The following is an 18,551-nucleotide window of genomic DNA, read 5'->3' on the forward strand; positions in this document are numbered from 1 at the left end:
TGTGACAGCCCCCGCACCGCCCCGCCGCAAACGGCCCGCCCCCGCTCCGGGCACCCGGGGACCCGCCCTCAGAACGCCGGCCGCTCCGGGTCCAGCATCGCCAGCCCCTCCGTGGGGGACGACGCGTCGGCGAAGTGCCGGCGCGGGATACGCCCCGCCCGGTACGCGAGACGGCCCGCCTCCACCCCGTGCCGCATCGCCTCCGCCATCAGGACGGGCTCCTGGGCGCGGGTGACCGCCGACGCCAGCATGACGGCCGCGCAGCCCAGCTCCATGGCGAGCGTGGCGTCCGACGCCGTACCGGCCCCGGCGTCCAGGATCACCGGCACGCGCGCGTGGCCGGTGATCAGCTGGAAGTTGTGCGGGTTGCGGATGCCCAGACCCGACCCGATCGGCGACCCGAGCGGCATGATCGCCGCGCACCCCACGTCCTCCAGCTTCCGGGCGAGCACCGGGTCGTCGTTCGTGTACGGCAGGACGGTGAAGCCGTCGTCGACCAACGTCTCGGCGGCGTCGAGCAGTTCGACGGGGTCGGGCAGCAGGGTCCGTTCGTCGGCCACCACTTCGAGCTTGACCCAGTCGGTGCCCAGCGCCTCCCGCGCCAGCCGGGCGGTCAGGACGGCCTCACCGGCGGTGAAGCAGCCCGCCGTGTTCGGCAGCACCCGGATGCCGAGCCGGTCGAGCACCGACAGGACGGAACCGCGCACGGTGGGGTCCAGCCGGCGCATGGCCACCGTGGTCAGTTCGGTGCCCGACGCGAGCAGCGACCTCTCCAGGATGTCCAGGCTGGGCGCGCCCCCCGTGCCCATGATGAGACGGGAGCCGAGGACGGTGCCGTCGATGACGAGGCGGTCGTCGGACATCGGGCTCAGCCTCCTTGGACGGCGGTGAGGACTTCGACCCGGTCGCCGTCCGCGAGGGGTGTCTCCGACCAGCGACCGCGCGGGACGACCGTCTCGTTGAGTGCGGCGGCGACGCCCGACCGGGCGGGGGTGAGGGTGGCGACGAGCACGTCGAGGGTGACGGGTCCGGCCAGGACGCGCGGCTCCCCGTTCACCGAGACGGTCACGGACCTCGGGCCTGCCGGGTTGACGGACGGGTCGACGGATCGGTCGACGGATCGGTTGGCGGACCGGTTGGCGGATCGGTCGCCGGATCGGTTGGCGGGGTCGCTCATGCGTGCTTCTCCTGACCTGCGGAGACGGCGGGGGAGAGGGACCGCGACGGGCGGGTGCGGGGCGCGCCCGTCGGCGAGAAGCGGCCGGGCGTGAAGGCCCGTGCCTCGTCCGGCAGTTCGCCGGTCGTGAGGACGGTGGCCATCACCCGGCCGGTGATCGGGGTCAGCAGCACCCCGTTGCGGTGGTGCCCGGTCGCCAGATGCAGGCCCGGCAGGGCGGTCGGCCCGAGCAGCGGCGCGTTGTCGGGCGAGGCCGGACGCAGCCCCGCACGGGTCTCGGTGAGGGGCAGTTCGGTGATGCCGGGCAGCAACTCGTGGGCGTCGCGCAGCAACGCGTACACCCCGCCCGCCGTCACCGTCGTGTCCCAGCCGAGCTCCTCGCTCGTCGCGCCCACGACCAGCTCGCCGTTCTCGCGCGGCACCAGATAGACATGGCCGCCCCGGACGTCGGCCCGCAGCGTCCGGGACAGGAACGGCGCGTACGGGCGCGGCACCGTCAGCCGCAGGACCTGCCCCTTGACGGGACGCACCGGCGGCAGGACGTCGTCCGGTACGCCGCCGAGCCGCCCGCTCAGGCTGCCACCGGCCAGGACGACCTGATCGGCGCCGAGTTCGCCGCCGCCCCGCAGGGTCACCCCGGCCGCCCGGTCCCGTACCACCCGCAGGCGCTCGGCCCAGGCCCGGTGGAAGACCACCCCGGCCCGCTCACAGGCCGTCAGGAGGGACGCCGCGAGCCTGCGCGGGTCGATCTGGTGGTCGCCGTCGATGCGCAGCCCGCCGCGTACACCCGGCGCGAGCATCGGCTCCAGCCGCCGGCACTCGCGTCCGGTGAGCCACTCGGACTCCAGGCCCGACCTCCTTTGGAGGGCGTGCAGTTCACGCAGCTGGGCCCGGTCGTCCGTGTCGAGGGCGACGGCGAGCGTGCCGCACGCGCGGTAGCCGGTGTCCCGGCCGGTGACCGCCTCCAACTCGGCGACGAAGTCCGGGTACAGCCGCGCCGACGCCATGTTCAGCCCCAGCAGCGCCTGCGCGCCGTGGTCGAGTTCGCTCACGGCCGCCAGCATCCCGGCCGCGACCAGGGCCGCGCCGCCGCCCGGCGCGGGGTCGACGACGGTGACACCGAGCCCGCGCTGCGCGGCCCGCCAGGCGGTGACCAGACCGATGATCCCGCCGCCGACGACCAGGACGCCACCTCCCCGGGGCCCGGTCCCCGTGGAGGGGCCCGATGCCGTGCCCGGTGATCTGTCCTGAGGATCCGGGGGTCCGTCCCCGGGGTCGGGTGCCGTGTCCGCGACGGACTCTCCGAACGGAACGTGGGATGACCGCATGGCTGTCCAGCTCCTCCCTTCGCCGGCATGACCCGGATCAGGTTCGTACGGTCGGAGGCCGCGTCAGCCTCCCTCTCAGCCCGCTGCGTCCGGGCTCCCGCGAGGTGTGAAGTCTCTTGTGCGTCAGTGCCGATGAGTGCTTCACGGGTCAGCCTAACCCGGTCTCCCGCGCCCGGTAAGGGAGTCGCCGCTGCCGCCGGGTCCTTAAGGTGATCGGGTGAGCGAGCAGCGGAAGCAGACGGACCAGCGGCGCGTCGTCGTCGTCGGCGCGGGCATGGCGGGCGTGCAGACGGCCGTGGCCCTGCGTGAACGGGGGTACGAGGGCGCCCTCACCCTCATCGGCGCGGAGCCGCACCAGCCCTACGACCGGCCCCCGCTGTCGAAGGCCGTCCTCCTGGGGAAGGAGGACAGTTCCGCGTTCGACGTGGACTTCGACGCGCTCTCGGTCGACCTGCGCCTCGGTCTCGAAGTGACCGGCGTACGCCCCGGGGACCGGGAACTGGACACCGGGACGGGCCCCGTCCCGTACGACGTGCTGGTCGTCGCCACCGGCGCCGAACCGGTCACCCTGCCGGGCGCCCACGGCGTACCCGGTGTCCATCTGCTGCGCACCCTGGACGACGCCGCGCGGCTGCGCCCCGTCCTGGCGCCCGAGCGGCACGTCGTCGTGGTCGGCGCGGGCTGGATCGGCGCCGAGTTCACCACGGCGGCCAGGGAGGCAGGCTGCGCGGTGACCGTCGTCGAGGCGGCGGGCCGTCCCCTCGCCGGTGCCCTCCCCGCCGAGGTCACCACTCCGATGGCGCACTGGTACGCGGAGAGCGGCGCCGAACTGCTCACCCACGCGCGCGTGGCGAGCGTCGGGCCCGGCACGGTGTCCCTCGCCGACGGCCGGGAACTGGTGGCGGACGCGGTGGTCGTCGGCATCGGCGCCCGGCCCGCCACGGCCTGGCTGGCGGGCTCCGGTATCGCGACCGGCCCCGAGGGCGCCGTCACGGCGGACGACCGGCTGCGGACCTCGGTGCCCGGTGTGTACGCGGTCGGGGACTGCGCCTCGTTCCCCTCGGCCCGCTACGGCGAGCGGCTGCTGGTGCACCACTGGGACAACGCCCTCCAGGGGCCGCGTACGGTCGCCGCCGACATCGTGGGGGAGGCCCACGCGCCGTACGACCCGGTCCCGTACTTCTGGTCCGAGCAGTTCGGCCGCTTCGTGCAGTACGCGGGCCACCACGCCGGGGCCGACACCCCGCTGTGGCGCGGCGACCCGGCCGACGCCTCCTGGTCGGTCCTCTGGCTGCGCGGCGGGGTCCTGGTGGCGCTGCTGGCGGTCGGCCGGCCGCGCGATCTGGCCCAGGGCCGCAAACTCGTCGCGTCGGCCGCGCGGATCGACCCGGCGCGGGCCGCCGACCCGGGCGTACCCCTGAAGGCGGCAGCTCTCTGAACACGCTCCGGGCGCCGTACGAGGCCGTGTCGCGCCGCCCGGCGGCCCGCCCGGTTGCCCGCTCGGCTTCCGACTGTCAGTCCGGGATGGCAGGCTTGTCCTGTGACTGAGATTGACGCAAAGATCGATGCTCTCGTCCCCGCGTGGCTCCACCTGCCCGATATCGCCGAAATGCTCGACATCGAGGTGACGCGGGTGCGCCAGCTGGTGAAGGAGGGCCAGCTCATCGCCGTACGCCGCGGTGAGAACCGCGCGCTCCAGGTGCCGGCCGCCTTCCTCGACGGCGACAAGGTCGTCAAGGGCCTCGCGGGGACCTTGACGCTCCTGAGGGACGACGGCTTCACCGACGAAGAGATGCTCGAGTGGCTCTTTACTCCCGACCCGTCCCTGCCGGGCACGCCCGCGCAGGCACTCGGTGAGAACCGCGGTACGGAGGTGAAGCGCCGCGCGCAGGCGCTCGCCGTCTGACGACGCCACCACCGGCCGTGCGCGGACCGGGCCGCCCCGGCCCGCGCACGGCCCGCCCCACGACACGAGTCCGGCCGGCCCGGTCCGGCCGGCACCGCTCCGCGTACGGCCGTCCCCGGCACAGCCGGCCGGCGGCCGTCCGACGGCGAACACCCGACGGGGGAGATCCGCATGCCCGCAGTGCCCGGCGCGCCCAGCGCACTCGACCTGCTGTCCGACGCCCGGCTCTATCTGTGCACGGACGCCCGGAAACGGCAGGGGGACCTCCCCGAGTTCCTGGACGCCGTCCTGTCCTCCGGGGTCGACATCGTGCAGCTGCGCGACAAGGGCATGGAGGCGGCCGAGGAGCTGGAGCACCTCCAGGTCTTCGCCGACGCCTGCCGGCGCCACGGCAGGCTCCTCGCCGTGAACGACCGGGCCGACATCGCCCACGCCGTCGGCTCCGACGTGCTGCACCTCGGCCAGGGCGACCTGCCCGTCTCCGCCGCCCGCGCCGTCCTCGGCACGGAGCCGCTCATCGGCCGCTCCACCCACTCGGAGGCCGAGGCCATGGCGGCGGCCGGCGAGCCCGGCGTGGACTACTTCTGCGCCGGTCCCTGCTGGCCGACCCCCACCAAGCCCGGCCGGTCCGCGCCGGGACTCGGCCTCGTGCGGTACGCCGCGTCGCTGGCCACCCGGCGCCCCTGGTTCGCGATCGGCGGGATCGACGCGGGCAATCTGGAAGAGGTGCTCGACGCCGGCGCCCGCCGGGTCGTGGTCGTCCGGGCCCTGACCGAGGCGGACGATCCGGCCACGGCCGCCGCCGGTCTCGCCAAGCGCGTCCGGGACCGCGTCGCCTGACCCAAGGGCCGCCCCGCCCGTCTCCCGCCCGCCCTGTTCCCGCACCGTCCCAGGTGCGGGAACTGTCCGAGGCGTGGACAGGGATGGTGTGAAATGGACAAACAGCCCGGCTCTGGTTGGGTCCGGGGGTCACCCTCGATAGCCTTGCGGCATGGCCCTTGGTACAGCCTCGACCAGGACGGATCACGCGCGTACGGTGCGTGAACTGCTGGCGACCGACAGGTTGTCGTACTCCTTCGAATTCTGGGCGCCCAAGACGGAGAAGGGCGAACGGAACCTCTGGAACGCGCTGCGGCGGGTCGAGGCCGTCGCCCCGAACTTCGTCTCGGTCACCTACGGCGCGGGCGGCTCCACCCGCGCGGGCACGGTGCGGGCGACCCAGCAGATCGCCGCCGACACCACGCTCACCCCGGTCGCCCACCTCACCGCCGTCGACCACTCGGTTGCCGAGCTGCGCAACATGATCGGCCAGTTCGCGGACGCCGGCATCAGGAACATCCTCGCCGTGCGCGGCGACCCGCCCGGCGACCCGATGGCCGAGTGGGTCCAGCACCCCGAGGGCCTGGCGTACGCGGCCGACCTGGTGCGGCTCATCAAGGACTCCGGCGACTTCTGTGTCGGCGTCGCGGCCTTCCCCGAGATGCACCCGCGCTCCACCGACTGGGAGAGCGACATCCGGCACTTCGTCGCCAAGTGCCGCGCGGGCGCCGACTACGCCATCACCCAGATGTTCTTCGACCCCGTCGACTATCTGCGCCTGCGGGACAAGGTGTCGGCCGCCGCCTGCGACACCCCGATCATCCCCGAGGTCATGCCGATCACCAACGTCCGCCAGCTGGAACGTTTTTCACGGCTGAGCAACGCGGAGGTGCCTCCCGCACTGCGGGAACGGATCCTCTCCGTCAAGGACGACGCCGCCGCTGTACGCTCCATCGGTATCGAGTACGCGACGGAGTTCTGCGCGACGCTGCGTGCGGAGGGTGTCCCCGGACTCCACTTCATTACACTCAACAACTCCACGGCGACGCTCGAAATCTACGAGAATCTCGGACTGCACGAGCAGTCGTGACCGGTCGTACCCGCCCTGTCCCGGGGCGGTGACCGCAGGAGAGGGGCGGGCATGGGCTGGACGGTCCTCTACATCGCGTTCGGCATCGTCGCGCTGTGGCTACTGGGCGAGGTACTCCTCCAGTACAAGGCGCGGCTCCGTTGGCGACTACTCGCCTTCACGGGTTTCGTCGGTGTGGTGCTGGGCGTCCTGATGGCCTCCGTCCCGGTCATCGCGGTCGGCGCGATCGCGTTCGCGGTCGGCCAGACCTATGTGACGCTGTCGTTCCGGCGCGGCTTCTCCACCGGGTGGGCGATCGGCGGCAGCCCCGGCGCGAGCCGGCGCCGCCGGGCCGCCGGGCCCGCGTCCGACGTGCGTGAACCGAGCCTGGAGGTCTCCGGCCTGGAGTACCGGCCCGACCCCGAATTCCCGGACCTCACTGCGGCCGTGCCCGACGAGCCGCCCTACGCCCCGTCCCCCTCCGCGTCCGTGTACGAACCGGAGCCGATGCCCGACGACACCGGGCAGTACGGCGTGTACAGCGACGCCGCCTACCAGGCCACCCAGTACGGCAACTACGACCCGTACACCGGCTACGACGCCCCCACGGGCGGCGGGACGGGCTACGCGAACGGCGACGCCTACGACGGCCAGGAGCAGCACGCGTACGGCACGGCCGACACGTACGGCGCCACGGACCCGTACGCCAGCCACGGCCAGGACGCGTACGGCGGCCAGGACGGCTACGGCGCGCAGGACGGGTACCCGGGGCAGAGCGCCGGCCAGAACGGGCAGTACGACTACGGCAACGGCCAGCAGCAGTACGCCGCCTACACCGACCCGTACAGCGGCGCCACGACCGACTCCTACGGCGGGTACGACGGTTACGACGGACGGCAGCAGCAGTACGCGGAGCCCTACGACGAGCAGAACGGGCAGGCGGCCCGTCAGGAGTACGCGGCGGACACACCCCCCGGCGGTGTCTGGGTCCCGCAGCAGCGCGAGGGCGAGGACGTGCCCCCGATGCCCGACCAGGAGCCCCGGCCGTACGGCTTCGACCCCGCCTACGACGAGCAGCGCTACCGCTACTGACCGTCCCTGACGGCCCGTCGGCCTCGACGGGCCCTCGGACGGGCGGCTGACGGGCCCGCAACTGCCGCCCTGTGCGGGCGGGTTCGGGGCAGGACCGCCGCCCCGGATCAGCGCGAGCCGCGGAAGTCCGCCCCCTCCACGATCAGCCCGGCGACCAGCGTCCCGGACATCCCCGCGTGCGCGAGCCCGCCCCCCGGGTGCGCCTCGCCGCCGACCAGATGAAGACCGGGCAGCAGCGTGGTGTTGGCCGGCCGCAGCAGCCGCCCCCCGGCACCCGCCAGCGAGGGCGCGGGCACCGAACCGCCCCGCGCCCCGGTCCGGTTCGCCGTATCGGCCGGCGTCAGGATCTCCCGCCGCAGCAGCCGCTCCCGCAGCCCCGGCACGGCGGCACCGGCCACCGCCACGAGCACGTCCGCGTACCGCTCCCGCAGCCCGGCGTCCGTCCAGTCCACCGGCCCCTGCGGCGCGACCGTCGCCGTGACGGTCACCGCCTCGTGCCCGTCGTCCGGACGCGTCGTCGGGTCGTCGGGCCGCAGCACCGTGACCGTGGGCCGCTCCGCCGTCCGCCCGGAGAACACCGCGTCGGCCTCGGCGCCGCCGACGGGGGAGTGGACCACCGTCCGGTGCGCCGTACCGTCCGGCCGGCCGCCCCGCAGGGCCAGCAGCACCGAGAACCGGCCGGGCACCGGCGGCGCCCCGGCGGCCGGGGGCCGTACGCCGCCGGCCGGCCACAGGTCCCGGTCCACCAGCCCGGCGGGCGCCGTGCCCGCCACCACATGGTCCGCCGCCACGACGGCCGAGCCCCCGGCCGAGGGCCCCGGCGCCAGCTCCACACCCGCCGCCCGGCCGTCCTTCTCCACGACCCGGACGACATCGGCGTGGAAGACGAACTCCACCCGGCGGGCCAGACACCGCTCGTACACGGCGTGCGCCAGTGCCCGCATACCGCCCCGCACGTACCAGCTGCCGAAGGTCTGCTCCATGTACGGCAGCAGGGCGGCGCCCGCCGGGGTGTGCCGGGGATCGAGCCCGTACGCCAGGGCGTACCCCTCCAGCAGCGCGGCCAGCCGGGGATCGGCCAGCTCCCGGGCCCCCACCTCGGCGACGGTGCCCGCGAGCAGCGGCGCGCGCAGCAGCCGCCGCCGCGGGACGGCCGGATACGGATCGCGCCCGAGCACCTGCCAGTCCGCGCGCAGCGGCTCCTCCAGCAGAGGCCGCCGCGAACGGTCCCAGGCGTCCCGGGCCCGGCCGAGGAAATCACCCCAGCGCTCGCCCGCGCCCGCGCCGAGCGCGGCGTCCAGGGCCGCGACGACACCCGCCCGCGACGCGTTGGGCAGCGCCACGTCGGTGCCGTCCGGGAAGAGATGCCGGCTCGCCGGATCGACCTGGGTCATCCGCACGCACTCCTCAAGAGGCTGCTTGCCGGTCTTGAGGAACAAGTCCCGGTAGACGGCGGGCAGATGCAGCAGGCCCGGCCCCGTGTCGTACGCGAACCCGTCGCGCTCCAGCCGGCCGAGGGCGCCGCCGTACGTCGCCGAGCGCTCGTACACCGTCACCCGGTGCCCCGCCACCGCCAGCCGGGCAGCCGCCACCATCGCGCCCATCCCGGCGCCGATCACCGCAATCCGTGCCATGGAACGGACCCTAGCGGCCCCTTTTCCCGGCACCGCGCCCGGGATGCCCGGCCGGGGGAGCCGAACCGACGGGGCGTCAGGGCGGCCGGGGAGTGTCAGGGCGGCCAGGGGACGGCGGTCTCCCGCTCCGCGCGCCGGTCCGCCCGGCGCCGCCGGAACTGCCGGATCTTCGAGGCCAGAAAGAAGATGATCACGATGCCGCTCAGCAGCAGTCCGCCCGCGATCAGCGCGGCGGCCAGCGGGTGGAAGATCGCGAAGGTGATGAGCCCGGCCACGGCCAGATCCTCGGCCGTGCTCACGGCGATGTTGCTGAAGGGCTCGGGGGAGGTGTTGACCGCCATCCTCGTACCGGCCTTCACCAGATGGCTCACCAGCGCGGTCGATCCGCCGACCGCGCCCGCCGTGATCTCCGGGAGCGAACCGCTCTGCCCGGCGAGCAGCGCGGCCACCACGGCGCCCGACACCGGCCGGATCACCGTGTGCGCCGCGTCCCAGACCGAGTCGACGTACGGGATCTTGTCCGCCACCGCCTCGCAGACGAAGAGCACACCGACGACGATCAGCACGTCGGTGCGCTGGAGCGACTCCGGGACCTCGTCGGTCAGCCCGGTCGCGCCGAAGATGCCGAGCAGGAGGACCACCGCGTAGGCGTTGATCCCGCTGGCCCAGCCACTGGTGAAGACAAGCGGAAGTACGGACACGGACCAGAGCGTAGCCAGCGTGTCCGCCGGACGGGTGAGCTCCGGAACGCCGACGTGAGTATCCGTACCTAGGACATGAGATGAGTAGACGCGCGGATGGGGTCCCACCTGCGCGGACGGCAGAGTGGGGGCAACGGGAGGGGCGCGGTGCCGAGACCGCCGGCACGGGGCGGCGGAGCGGTGTGGCACCCCGACCGGTACGAGGTGGGCGGTGAGCCGTTCCGGTCGGGCCCGGAGTGAGGAAGCCCGGCCGGAGTGGCGCGTTTTCGCCGCCGGGGGCCGACGGCGCGCCGTCACCTCGGCTTCTGGGGGGCTTGTTCCCGGGCTCGGGCCCGGCGTCCGTCCCGGGCGCGGGCTCGTCCGCGTCTCGGGTTCGGGCTCGTCCGCCGCCCGGCCGACCGCCCTCAGGCGCCGGTTCCAGGTGCCGGTTCGGGGTCGGGCATCAGCTGTCGCCTTCGCCGGCGAGCCGGCCGCGCAGCAGCAGCGAGAGCGCCGCGTGCACCTCGTCGAGCGACCGCTCGGGCTGGAACGCCTGCCAGTCGAGCGCCACCACCAGCACCGTCCCCACCAACGCGGCGGCCGTCAGCGGGACATCGATCCCCCGGCTCAGCTCACCCCGCTCGATGCCCTCCCGCAGCACCTTCTCCACGACCCCCACGACCTGCTGACGCACCGTCAGCAGGGAGGACTGCCAGGGGCGGTTGGTGCGCCAGAGCTCGGCGACGTACAGCTGGGTGAAGGCCGGGCGCCGGTCGATGAAGTCCAGACCCGCCCGCATCATGGCGTCCAGCGCCTCGACGCTGCTCCCGCCACGCCCCGCCGTCGCGTCGGCCGCGTCCCGGAGGGAGCCGGTCAGCACGCCGACGCCGTGCCGTAAGAGCTCCTCGAAGAGATCCGTCTTGCTCTTGAAGTTGTAGTAGACGGTGCCCTTGGCGACTCCGGCGCGCTCGGCGATCTCGTCCACGGTCGTCGCCGAGAAGCCCTGTTCCGCGATGAGCGTCACCGCGGCCTCGTAGAGCTTCCGACGGGTGGCCTGGCGGCGGGCGCTGCTCCTGTCCATGCGCGTGATTGTCACAGGTGCGGGCGCGCGTATCCGGCGCATGGCTCAATTCCGGACGGAGCCGGGCCACCGGCCCCGGCCCCGGCCCCGGGCGCGGCGGGGCGGCGGGGCGGCGGGGCGGCGGGGCGGCGGACGGCTGAGGCCCGTCCGGTCGGCGCTCAGCGCGGTACGAGCGGCCCGACGGGGTAGATGTCCAGGTCAGGACCGATTGTCAGTGGCGTGCTCCACCATGGGCACATACGGCCACAGAGCCGTCACAGAGACGACCAGGAGGTTCGTCATGGCCCGTTCCTACGCCGCAGCCGCGCACCGGCGAAGCACAGGCGGCCCTGCCCCCTCACTGACCGGCGCCGCGAACGATGTCCACCCCGTCCTCAGGCGCGAGACCGCGCCGCCCGCCGCTCTCGATCTGCTCGCCCAGGCCCACGCGGGGCTGGACGAGGCGGCGGCCCTCGAAACGCCCAACGAGCGCTATGCCAGGGCCCATCTGGCCGCCCTGCGCACGGCGGCGGCCGTGCTGGCCGCCCGGGGCCGGCCCGAACCCACGACGAACGCGCGCCGCAAGCGCATACGGAGCGCCTGGGAGGTGCTGCCGGAGATCGCGCCCGAGTTGTCCGAGTGGAGCGCCCTCTTCGCCTCCGGGGCCGCCCGCCGGGCGCGGGCCGAGGCCGGGATCCAGGGCGCGGCGAGCACCCGCGACGCCGACGACCTGCTGCGGGACGTGGCCATGTTCCTGCGCCTCGTGGAACGGCTGCTCGTCCTCCAGCCGGTGCTGCCCCGGCCCGCGCCCGAACAGCCGGGGGACGGTGACGCCGCCGGGTGACGAGCCGCGCGGCCGGGGTGACGGGGGAGGAGGGTGGCGGACGGCGGAGGCGGGCGCCGCGCGGCGGAGGCAATAGGCTGTGCGGAGCCCGCACCGTTCACGCCCCGGGTACCAGGGGCGGCGCCGCGCCGAGGAGTCACCTGCCGTGTCGGACCCTTCCCCTGCCGTCGGCGGAGAGACGCCGTCGCGCCCCCGCAACTCCCTGCGCACCGCGGTGGTGTGGGAGGTGCTGGAGCGCGCCCTGGCCGCCCGTAACGCCGCCGTCGGTACGGCGGGCCTCGACATCCTCGACACCGGGGGCGGCACGGGTAACTTCGCCGTGCCCGTGGCGCGCCTGGGCCACCGGGTGACCGTGGTCGACCCGAGCCCCAACGCGCTGTTCGCGCTGGAGCGCCGGGCCGCCGAGGCGGGCGTGGCCGACCGGGTCCACGGCGTCCAGGGCGACATCCACGGCCTGTTCGACGTCGTGGAGCGCGGCGGCTACGACGCCGTGCTCTGCCACGGCGTCCTGGAGTACGTCGACGACCCGGCCGACGGCGTCCGGAACGCCGTCGAGGCGCTGCGCCCCTCCGGCGCCCTCAGCCTCCTGGTGGCCGGGCTCGGCGGCGCCGTCCTCGCCAGGGCCCTCGCCGGGCACTTCACCGACGCCCGGCAGGCGCTCACGGACCCGGCGGGCCGCTGGGGCGAGGGCGACCCGGTGCCCCGCCGCTTCACCGTCGACCAGCTCACCGGACTGGTCGACAAGGCCGGTGTCGACGTGGGCGCGGTGCACGGGGTACGGGTCTTCTCGGACCTGGTCCCGGGTGTTCTGGTGGACACTCAGCCGGGGGCTCTGGAGGCCCTGCTGAAGCTGGAGACGGCCGCCGCGGAGCTTCCCTCCTTCCACTCCGTCGCGAGCCAGTTGCACGTCCTGGGCGAGAAGCGGGCCTGACGGAGTGGCCCCGGAGCACTGATCGCGGGGCTGATCAGCGACGCAGCATCGCATGGAGTGCGCCACAGGCCCCCCGGCGGAGCGCTCGGCGCCGTATGATCGGGGTACGCCTTCCGGCATGACGGGTCGACGGTTGGGGAATCAACGCCTCAACGGCCGAGTCGGCATGGCGGCCCGGATTGGCGAAATGGCGTAGAGGGCGGGTTTCACGGGGGCGATTCCCTGCCTATCCTGAAGGGGCCGCATACCGGTCGCCCCCCGCGACCGACGACTAGGAGGACTCCGTGCCGCTCTCGGAGCACGAGCAGCGAATGCTCGAGCAAATGGAGCGAGCGCTGTACGCCGAAGATCCCAAGTTCGCGACAGCGCTTGAGGGAAGCGGGCTGCGTACATACACCCGGCGACGGGTCTACCAGGCGGTCGCTGGCTTTCTGGTGGGTATCGCGCTCCTCATGACCGGTATGGTCGCCAAACAGATCTGGATCGGCGTGGTGGGCTTCCTCGTCATGCTGGGCTGCGCGGTTCTCGCGGTCACCGGCTGGCGCAAGGCTCCGAAACCGGGTGAGCAGCAGGCACCCGGCGAGGCCGCGGGCGACCGCGGACAACCACGGCAGCGCCGCTCGTTCATGAACCGGATCGAGCAGCGGTGGCAGCGCCGCCGTGACGAGCAGGGGCAGTAGGACGAGCACAGAGGCTTCCGGACTCGCAGTAGTGGTGCGACGGCCGTGAGAAACGGCTGAGACGGGTGAGGGGCGAACGCGACAGCGTTCGCCCCTCACCCGTCTTCGCGCGTACGGGCCTCTCCGTCCGCACCTGGTGGCCGCACCGCGCCTTCGCGACGGGCTGGGAGGCGCTGAGCTGAGAGGGGCTGAGAGGGGCAGACCCCGGGCGGAGGACAGGCGGAGAGGCAGCGGGCGGACGGTAGCGGGCGGACGACGGAGGGCGGGGTACGAGGCCCGGAACCGCCCTCGTACCCCGCCCGCCCCGCACCGCTTTCCGCCTGCCGGGATCAGCCCTGCTGCCGGGACGGCCTGCGGAACAGCGCCGCCCACCGGCGGCCCAGCTCCAGGCGCCGTATCCCCCAGCGATCGGTCACGGCGGCCCAGCGCGCGGTCAGCGCCCACATCACCCGAATGGAGGAGCGCGGCAGAAGAAGCGCGCGCTGCCTGGTCCAGCGGCCGGCCGCCTCGCCCAGCCCCGCGCGCACCCGCTGCACGTCCTCGGCCAGCCCCGGAACGGGCCGGGGCTCCGGTGCGTACAGCACCTGCTCCACCGCCCTCGCCACCCGGTGCACGGCGTCGGCGGGCTCACCCTCCAGCTGCCCCAGCCGCACGATCCGGGCCGCCGTCCGGCGCGGAGTCCGCGCGTCGTCGGGACGGACACCGTGGTCCCAGGCCGAGTCGACGATCTCCCGCCAGGCGCCCAGCGCCCGCGCCGTGGCATCGGCGGGCGTACGCCCCCCGGAACCGAGGCGCCGGGCCCGGACCCTGGTCCGCCACAGCAGCGGCAACAGGGGCACCAGCAGCACGACCAGCACGATCAGCGTCACCAGGGCGATCGTCCCGGCGGACGGGCCGGAGTCGGTCGGAGGCAGCGCCCCCGCCTGGGTGAGCGGGCCGCAGTCGCCGATCCGGGCCGCCTGGGGCGGGCAGCTTTCCGACGCGGACGGCGAGGCGTCCGGCGCGGCCGAGGCGCTGGCCTCGGGCTGGGACGGGTCCTCGGCCTCGGCCGAGGGAGCCTCCGGAATGGTGTAGTCAGGTGCGCTGCCCCGACTCGGCGTCGGCTCGAAACGCGTCCAGCCGGCGCCCTCGAAATACAGCTCCGGCCAGGCATGGGCGTCCCGCAGCCCCACGGACGTCGTGCCGTCCGGCTGGGGCGTGCCCGGGGTGAAGCCCACCGCCACCCGCGCCGGTATGCCCAGCGTGCGGGCCATGGCCGCCATCGCGAACGAGAAGTGGACGCAGAAGCCCTCCTTCTCCCGGAGGAAGCGGCTGATGGCCGTGACACCCGTGCCGGAGGAGACCTGCGTGTCGTACGTGAAGCCGCCCTCCACGGAGAACCAGTCCTGGAGCCGGACCGCCCGCTCGTAGTCGTTCGCCGCGCCCGCGGTCACGTCGCGCGCGGTGGTCCGCACCATGTCCGGCAGGACGTCCGGGACCTTCGTGAACTCCCGGACGACCGACGCCGGGGGTCGCGGCGCCGACGCCAGCTGCTCCCGGGACGGCTCCACCAGCAGGCTGGTCACCTGGTAGCGCGCGCCCTGTGTCGTCTCGCCCCGGTCGCCGACCAGGGTCCGGCCGCTCGGCTCGAAGCGCCAGCGTCCCTCGATGTCCACCTCGGACGCGGGGTACGGCATCGGCAGGTAGTTCTGCCGGTACCAGCCGGCGGCGGTGATGTTCGTCGTGATCTCGGTGGTGCTGACGTCACCGCTCAGGCCGGGCGGGCCGGGAAGGCGGTCCGGCACGTCCTCCACACTGCGCTGGGAGAACCGCCAGGACGCGCCGTCGAAGTCGTCCAGAGCCATGATCCGCAGATACAGGTTCCGGGTGTCCTCCGCGTTCGTCCGGTACCGCAACGCCTCCCGGTCCTCGGGCTGGTTGAGGTTGTCCTGGAGCGACACCAGCGGATTGACGGCCGAGATCGTGCCGCCGCCCAGACCCGAACCCGCGCCGGACCCCGTGCCGTCGAGCAGCCCGCCGTTCAGGGACGGCAGCGCGGCGGGCACGACGAGGGCGATGCCCAGCGCCATCACACCGATACGACGGCCCGTGCGCACCGGGGCCGAGAGGGCGTTCGCGGCCCCGGTCAGGTCGCCCGGCCGCCGTGGAGCACTGCCGAAGACCCGGCCCCACTGGGAGAGCCGTTCGCGGCCCTCGGCCAGCAGCAACAGCAGATACCCGCCCGCCGCCAGGAGGAACCACAGCCAGGAGGCGTCGCCGCCGGAGAGACCGGCGGCGACCGAGTACAGGGCCAGCAGCGGCAGTCCGGCGGGCGCCGCGCCGCGCATCGTCACGGCCAGCACGTCCACGGCCAGACCGATCACCATCACGCCGCCGACCAGCATCAGTTTGATGCCGTCGGTCGCGGGGGCCGGGATCGCGAACCGGCCGACGTCCTGACCGCCCTCGTTCAGCAGCTCGCCGAAGCGCAGGAAGACCTCCGGACCCGGCAGCACACCGAGGACGGCGTCCTCGGAGGCGAACGCCACGGTGAGCATCAGCAGTCCGGCGACCGTCTGGAGCGCCACCGTCAGCGCCCTGGCCAGCGGCACCCGCCTCGCCAGCACACCGACCCCGGTGACGATCCCCACCATCAGCGCCGCCTGGAGGATCCAGATGGCGGGATCGACCAGCGGCAGCAGCGCGCCCGCCGACATCATCGTGGCGGCGAACGCGCACAGCGCCAGCCTCGCGGCACCGCTCATGACCAACCTCCGGAGAAACCGGCCGAGCCCGGTGTCGTACCCGACTCGGCGCGCTGGTGTGCCGCCTGCTGCCACAGCTCGGGAAGGGCGGCCCCCGCCGGTACCGGCAGGACCGTCCACCCGGACTCACGGAGCCGCCGCAGCCGCTCCTGGACCGGCGCGGGCAGGTCGCCGCCGTCCTGGAGCCGCGCGGAACTGTCCAGGACGAACGCCACCGCGGCGCCGGCGCGCTGCCGCATCCGGCCGACCACGGCGGTCTGGTCGTCGTCCAGATCACCGAGGAAGGCGACCAGCAGCCCCTCGTTGCCGCCGCGCAGCACCTCGTACGCGCGGCTGAGCCCCGTACCGTCGGAGTGGTCCACGACGGCGAGCGTGTCCATCATCAGTCCGGCCGTGTCGGCGGACTGGTGCGAGGAGCCGGCGAACCCCTCGGCGCCCTCGCCGGGCACCGAGCGTCCGGTGTCCGTCAACAGCCGTACGGCGAAGCCCCGTTCCAGCAGGTGCACCAGCGCGGAGGCCGCGCCCGACACCGCCCACTCGAACGCCGACTCGGGACCCGCGCCCTCGTAACCGACCTGCCGGGTGTCGAGCAGCACCGTGCATCTGGCCCGCTGCTGCTGTTCCTCGCGGCGCACCATCAGCTCGCCGTAGCGCGCCGTGGAGCGCCAGTGCACCCGGCGCAGGTCGTCGCCGTGCCGGTAGCCGCGCGGGATGACGTCGTCCTCGCCGGCCGCCGCCATGGAGCGCTGCCGCCCGTCGCCGTACCCCGCCGCGGCTCCCGCCAGCCGCACCGGCGGCAGCGGTTCGGTGCGCGGGACGACCGTCAGGATGTCCTGGGCGCTGAACGAACGCGTCAGCTCGCACATGCCGAACGGGTCGCTCAGCCGGAGCTGGAGCGGTCCGAGCGGATAGCGCCCGCGCAGGTCCGAGCGCACCCGGTAGGAGACCTCCCGGCGTCCGCCCGCCTCGACCCGGTCCAGGACGAACCGGGGACGCGGCCCCAGCACGTACGGCACATGGTCCTGGAGCATCAGCAGACCGGTGGGCAGCCGCGACACGTTGTCCATCCGCAGATGGACCCGGGCCTCGGACCCCGCCGGCACCCGCGACGGCGAGAGCCGTCTGCTGCCCGCGACCCGGTAGCGCGTCCGGTACAGCGCGCCCACACAGACCAGCGGGAGGACGGCCAGCAGCAGCCCCACCCGCAGCAGATCCGCCTGGCCGAGGACGTAGGCGCAGACCGCCGCCGCGATGCCCGCGGCGAAGAAGGACCGGCCGCGGGTGGTGAGACCGCCCAGCGCCGCCCGCAGTCCGCCCTTGTCGTCGGCGCCGGAGGCGGTGGCGCCGGGCTCCATCACAGCCGCCGTGCGCCCGGCTGCTGCCGGTCGTAGAGCGGCGCGGCGGCCGTGGGGGCCTGCCGGCCGCCGTCGGCCGTCGGCACCGGGACCCGCCCGAGGATCTCCTGCACCACCTGCTCGGCGGTCCGGCGGTTGAGCTGTGCCTGCGCGGTCGGCAGCAGCCGGTGCGCGAGCACCGGCACCGCCAGCGCCTGCACGTCGTCCGGCAGCGCGTACTCCCGGCCGCTCAGGGCGGCGGACGCCTTCGCCGCGCGCAGCAGATGCAGCGTCGCGCGCGGCGAGGCGCCGAGCCGGAGATCCGGGTGCTCACGGGTGGCGGCGACCAGCTCCACCCCGTACCGCTTGACGGAGGGGGCCACGTGCACGTTCCGCACGGCGTCGATCAGCTTCACGATGTCGTGCGCGTGGGCCACCGGCTGGAGGTCGTCCAGCGGTGAGACCCCGCCGTGCACGTCCAGCATCTCCAGTTCGGCCTCCGCGCTCGGATAGCCGATGGAGACCCTGGCCATGAAACGGTCGCGCTGGGCCTCGGGGAGGGGGTAGGTGCCCTCCATCTCGACCGGGTTCTGCGTCGCCACCACCATGAAGGGACTGGGCAGTTCGTACGTCTGCCCGTCGATGGTGACCTGGCGCTCCTCCATGGACTCCAGGAGCGCCGACTGGGTCTTCGGCGAGGCACGGTTGATCTCGTCGCCGATCACGATCTGCGCGAAGATCGCTCCCGGCTTGAACTCGAAGTCGCGCCGCTGCTGGTCGTAGATGGACACCCCGGTGATGTCCGAGGGCAGCAGGTCGGGCGTGAACTGGATACGCCGCACCGAGCAGTCGATGGACCGCGCGAGCGTCTTGGCCAGCATGGTCTTGCCGACGCCGGGGACATCCTCGATGAGCAGATGTCCTTCGGCGAGCAGCACTGTCAGCGAAAGCCGTACGACCTCAGGCTTGCCTTCGATCACACCTTCCACCGATGCGCGGACACGCTCCGCTGTGGTGGTCAGATCTGTGAGGCTCGCTCGATCGTCATAGGTCGTCACCCGGCCCTCCTCGGCCCGTTCATACGGGCCGAGGCATTCTCACGGCCCGGCCCACCCCTGCAATACGGGCGAGGGTCCGGAAAGACCGGACCGCCGCCGTCACTCACGCATTCTTGTTGCCGTTACCGCTTCGTGTCACTCGCCTGTGGATAAGTGGGTGTGGATTGCCGGAGTTGGCCGGGTTTCTGGTGTACG

Annotated in this window: 17 protein-coding genes and 1 riboswitch; of the genes, 8 read left to right on the plus strand and 9 right to left on the minus strand. The window is 73.8% G+C overall.

Translation table 11 applies throughout. From position 1 onward, the window contains the following. Positions 1 to 68: 68 nt before the first annotated feature. The 3 genes from OG875_RS23695 to thiO form a co-directional block, all read right to left on the minus strand. A complete protein-coding gene (locus OG875_RS23695) occupies positions 69 to 863 on the minus strand; it encodes a thiazole synthase (protein ID WP_330176239.1) in 795 nt (264 codons plus the stop codon). Between the two features lie 5 nt (positions 864 to 868). Continuing rightward, entirely contained in the window at positions 869 to 1,069 is a 201-nt protein-coding gene (thiS, locus tag OG875_RS23700; RefSeq protein WP_330177879.1) for a sulfur carrier protein ThiS, read from the minus strand. Between the two features lie 104 nt (positions 1,070 to 1,173). Beyond that, complete coding sequence (gene thiO, locus OG875_RS23705; protein ID WP_330176240.1) at positions 1,174 to 2,505, minus strand: glycine oxidase ThiO; 1,332 nt, start codon at positions 2,503 to 2,505, stop codon at positions 1,174 to 1,176. Then, a riboswitch (TPP riboswitch) is annotated at positions 2,502 to 2,616 on the minus strand. (Overlaps the previous gene by 4 nt.) Before the next feature lie 106 nt (positions 2,617 to 2,722). Here thiO and OG875_RS23710 point away from each other — a divergent pair. From OG875_RS23710 to OG875_RS23730, 5 genes are all read left to right on the plus strand, one after another. Continuing rightward, complete coding sequence (locus tag OG875_RS23710) at positions 2,723 to 3,943, plus strand: NAD(P)/FAD-dependent oxidoreductase (RefSeq protein WP_330176241.1); 1,221 nt, start codon at positions 2,723 to 2,725, stop codon at positions 3,941 to 3,943. A gap of 102 nt (positions 3,944 to 4,045) precedes the next feature. Further along, a complete protein-coding gene (locus OG875_RS23715) occupies positions 4,046 to 4,411 on the plus strand; it encodes an Rv2175c family DNA-binding protein (protein WP_330176242.1) in 366 nt (121 codons plus the stop codon). 171 nt (positions 4,412 to 4,582) lie between these two features. Further along, the gene (gene thiE / locus OG875_RS23720) at positions 4,583 to 5,251 is read left to right on the plus strand and encodes a thiamine phosphate synthase (protein ID WP_330176243.1); all 669 of its coding nucleotides are present in this window, start codon (positions 4,583 to 4,585) and stop codon (positions 5,249 to 5,251) included. 151 nt (positions 5,252 to 5,402) lie between these two features. Then, positions 5,403 to 6,320 carry a methylenetetrahydrofolate reductase [NAD(P)H] gene (gene metF, locus OG875_RS23725; protein ID WP_330176244.1) on the plus strand — a complete coding sequence of 306 codons (918 nt, stop codon included), beginning with the start codon at positions 5,403 to 5,405 and terminating at the stop codon, positions 6,318 to 6,320. A 51-nt stretch (positions 6,321 to 6,371) separates the two neighbouring features. Then, entirely contained in the window at positions 6,372 to 7,391 is a 1,020-nt protein-coding gene (locus tag OG875_RS23730; protein ID WP_330176245.1) for a hypothetical protein, read from the plus strand. 107 nt (positions 7,392 to 7,498) lie between these two features. On the opposite strand, the gene OG875_RS23735 is transcribed toward OG875_RS23730, so the two are convergent. From OG875_RS23735 to OG875_RS23745, 3 genes are all read right to left on the minus strand, one after another. Beyond that, positions 7,499 to 9,025, minus strand: coding sequence for a phytoene desaturase family protein (locus OG875_RS23735; RefSeq protein ID WP_330176246.1), 1,527 nt, complete (start codon positions 9,023 to 9,025; stop codon positions 7,499 to 7,501). A 95-nt stretch (positions 9,026 to 9,120) separates the two neighbouring features. Further along, on the minus strand, positions 9,121 to 9,726 hold the full coding sequence (locus tag OG875_RS23740) for a DUF4126 domain-containing protein (RefSeq protein ID WP_330176247.1): 606 nt from the start codon (positions 9,724 to 9,726) through the stop codon (positions 9,121 to 9,123). A gap of 442 nt (positions 9,727 to 10,168) precedes the next feature. Further along, entirely contained in the window at positions 10,169 to 10,786 is a 618-nt protein-coding gene (locus tag OG875_RS23745) for a TetR/AcrR family transcriptional regulator (RefSeq protein ID WP_330176248.1), read from the minus strand. Positions 10,787 to 11,066: 280 nt separating this feature from the next. On the opposite strand from OG875_RS23745, the gene OG875_RS23750 reads away from it, so the two are divergent. The 3 genes from OG875_RS23750 to OG875_RS23760 all read left to right on the plus strand — a co-directional run bounded on the left by OG875_RS23750 (position 11,067) and on the right by OG875_RS23760 (position 13,220). Further along, complete coding sequence (locus OG875_RS23750) at positions 11,067 to 11,609, plus strand: SAV_6107 family HEPN domain-containing protein (RefSeq protein WP_330176249.1); 543 nt, start codon at positions 11,067 to 11,069, stop codon at positions 11,607 to 11,609. 145 nt (positions 11,610 to 11,754) lie between these two features. Further along, positions 11,755 to 12,540: a methyltransferase gene (locus OG875_RS23755; RefSeq protein WP_330176250.1), complete on the plus strand. Its 786-nt coding sequence runs from the start codon at positions 11,755 to 11,757 to the stop codon at positions 12,538 to 12,540. A gap of 284 nt (positions 12,541 to 12,824) precedes the next feature. Continuing rightward, on the plus strand, positions 12,825 to 13,220 hold the full coding sequence (locus OG875_RS23760; RefSeq protein WP_330176251.1) for a DUF3040 domain-containing protein: 396 nt from the start codon (positions 12,825 to 12,827) through the stop codon (positions 13,218 to 13,220). A 329-nt stretch (positions 13,221 to 13,549) separates the two neighbouring features. Here the strand turns inward: OG875_RS23760 and OG875_RS23765 are convergent, their stop codons facing one another. Genes OG875_RS23765 through OG875_RS23775 form a run of 3 tightly spaced genes read right to left on the minus strand, consistent with a single transcriptional unit; the run spans position 13,550 to position 18,356 of the window. After that, positions 13,550 to 15,964, minus strand: coding sequence for a transglutaminase TgpA family protein (locus tag OG875_RS23765; RefSeq protein WP_330176252.1), 2,415 nt, complete (start codon positions 15,962 to 15,964; stop codon positions 13,550 to 13,552). Then, positions 15,961 to 17,319, minus strand: coding sequence for a DUF58 domain-containing protein (locus OG875_RS23770; protein ID WP_330176253.1), 1,359 nt, complete (start codon positions 17,317 to 17,319; stop codon positions 15,961 to 15,963). Before OG875_RS23770 ends, OG875_RS23765 begins: the two co-directional genes overlap by 4 nt. Then, on the minus strand, positions 17,319 to 18,356 hold the full coding sequence (locus tag OG875_RS23775) for an AAA family ATPase (RefSeq protein WP_330176254.1): 1,038 nt from the start codon (positions 18,354 to 18,356) through the stop codon (positions 17,319 to 17,321). The genes OG875_RS23770 and OG875_RS23775 overlap by 1 nt, the downstream gene beginning before the upstream one ends. Between the last annotated feature and the right edge of the window lie 195 nt (positions 18,357 to 18,551).

Origin of the sequence: Streptomyces sp. NBC_01498 (assembly GCF_036327775.1) — a bacterium.
In the GTDB taxonomy this organism is placed as follows: domain Bacteria; phylum Actinomycetota; class Actinomycetes; order Streptomycetales; family Streptomycetaceae; genus Streptomyces.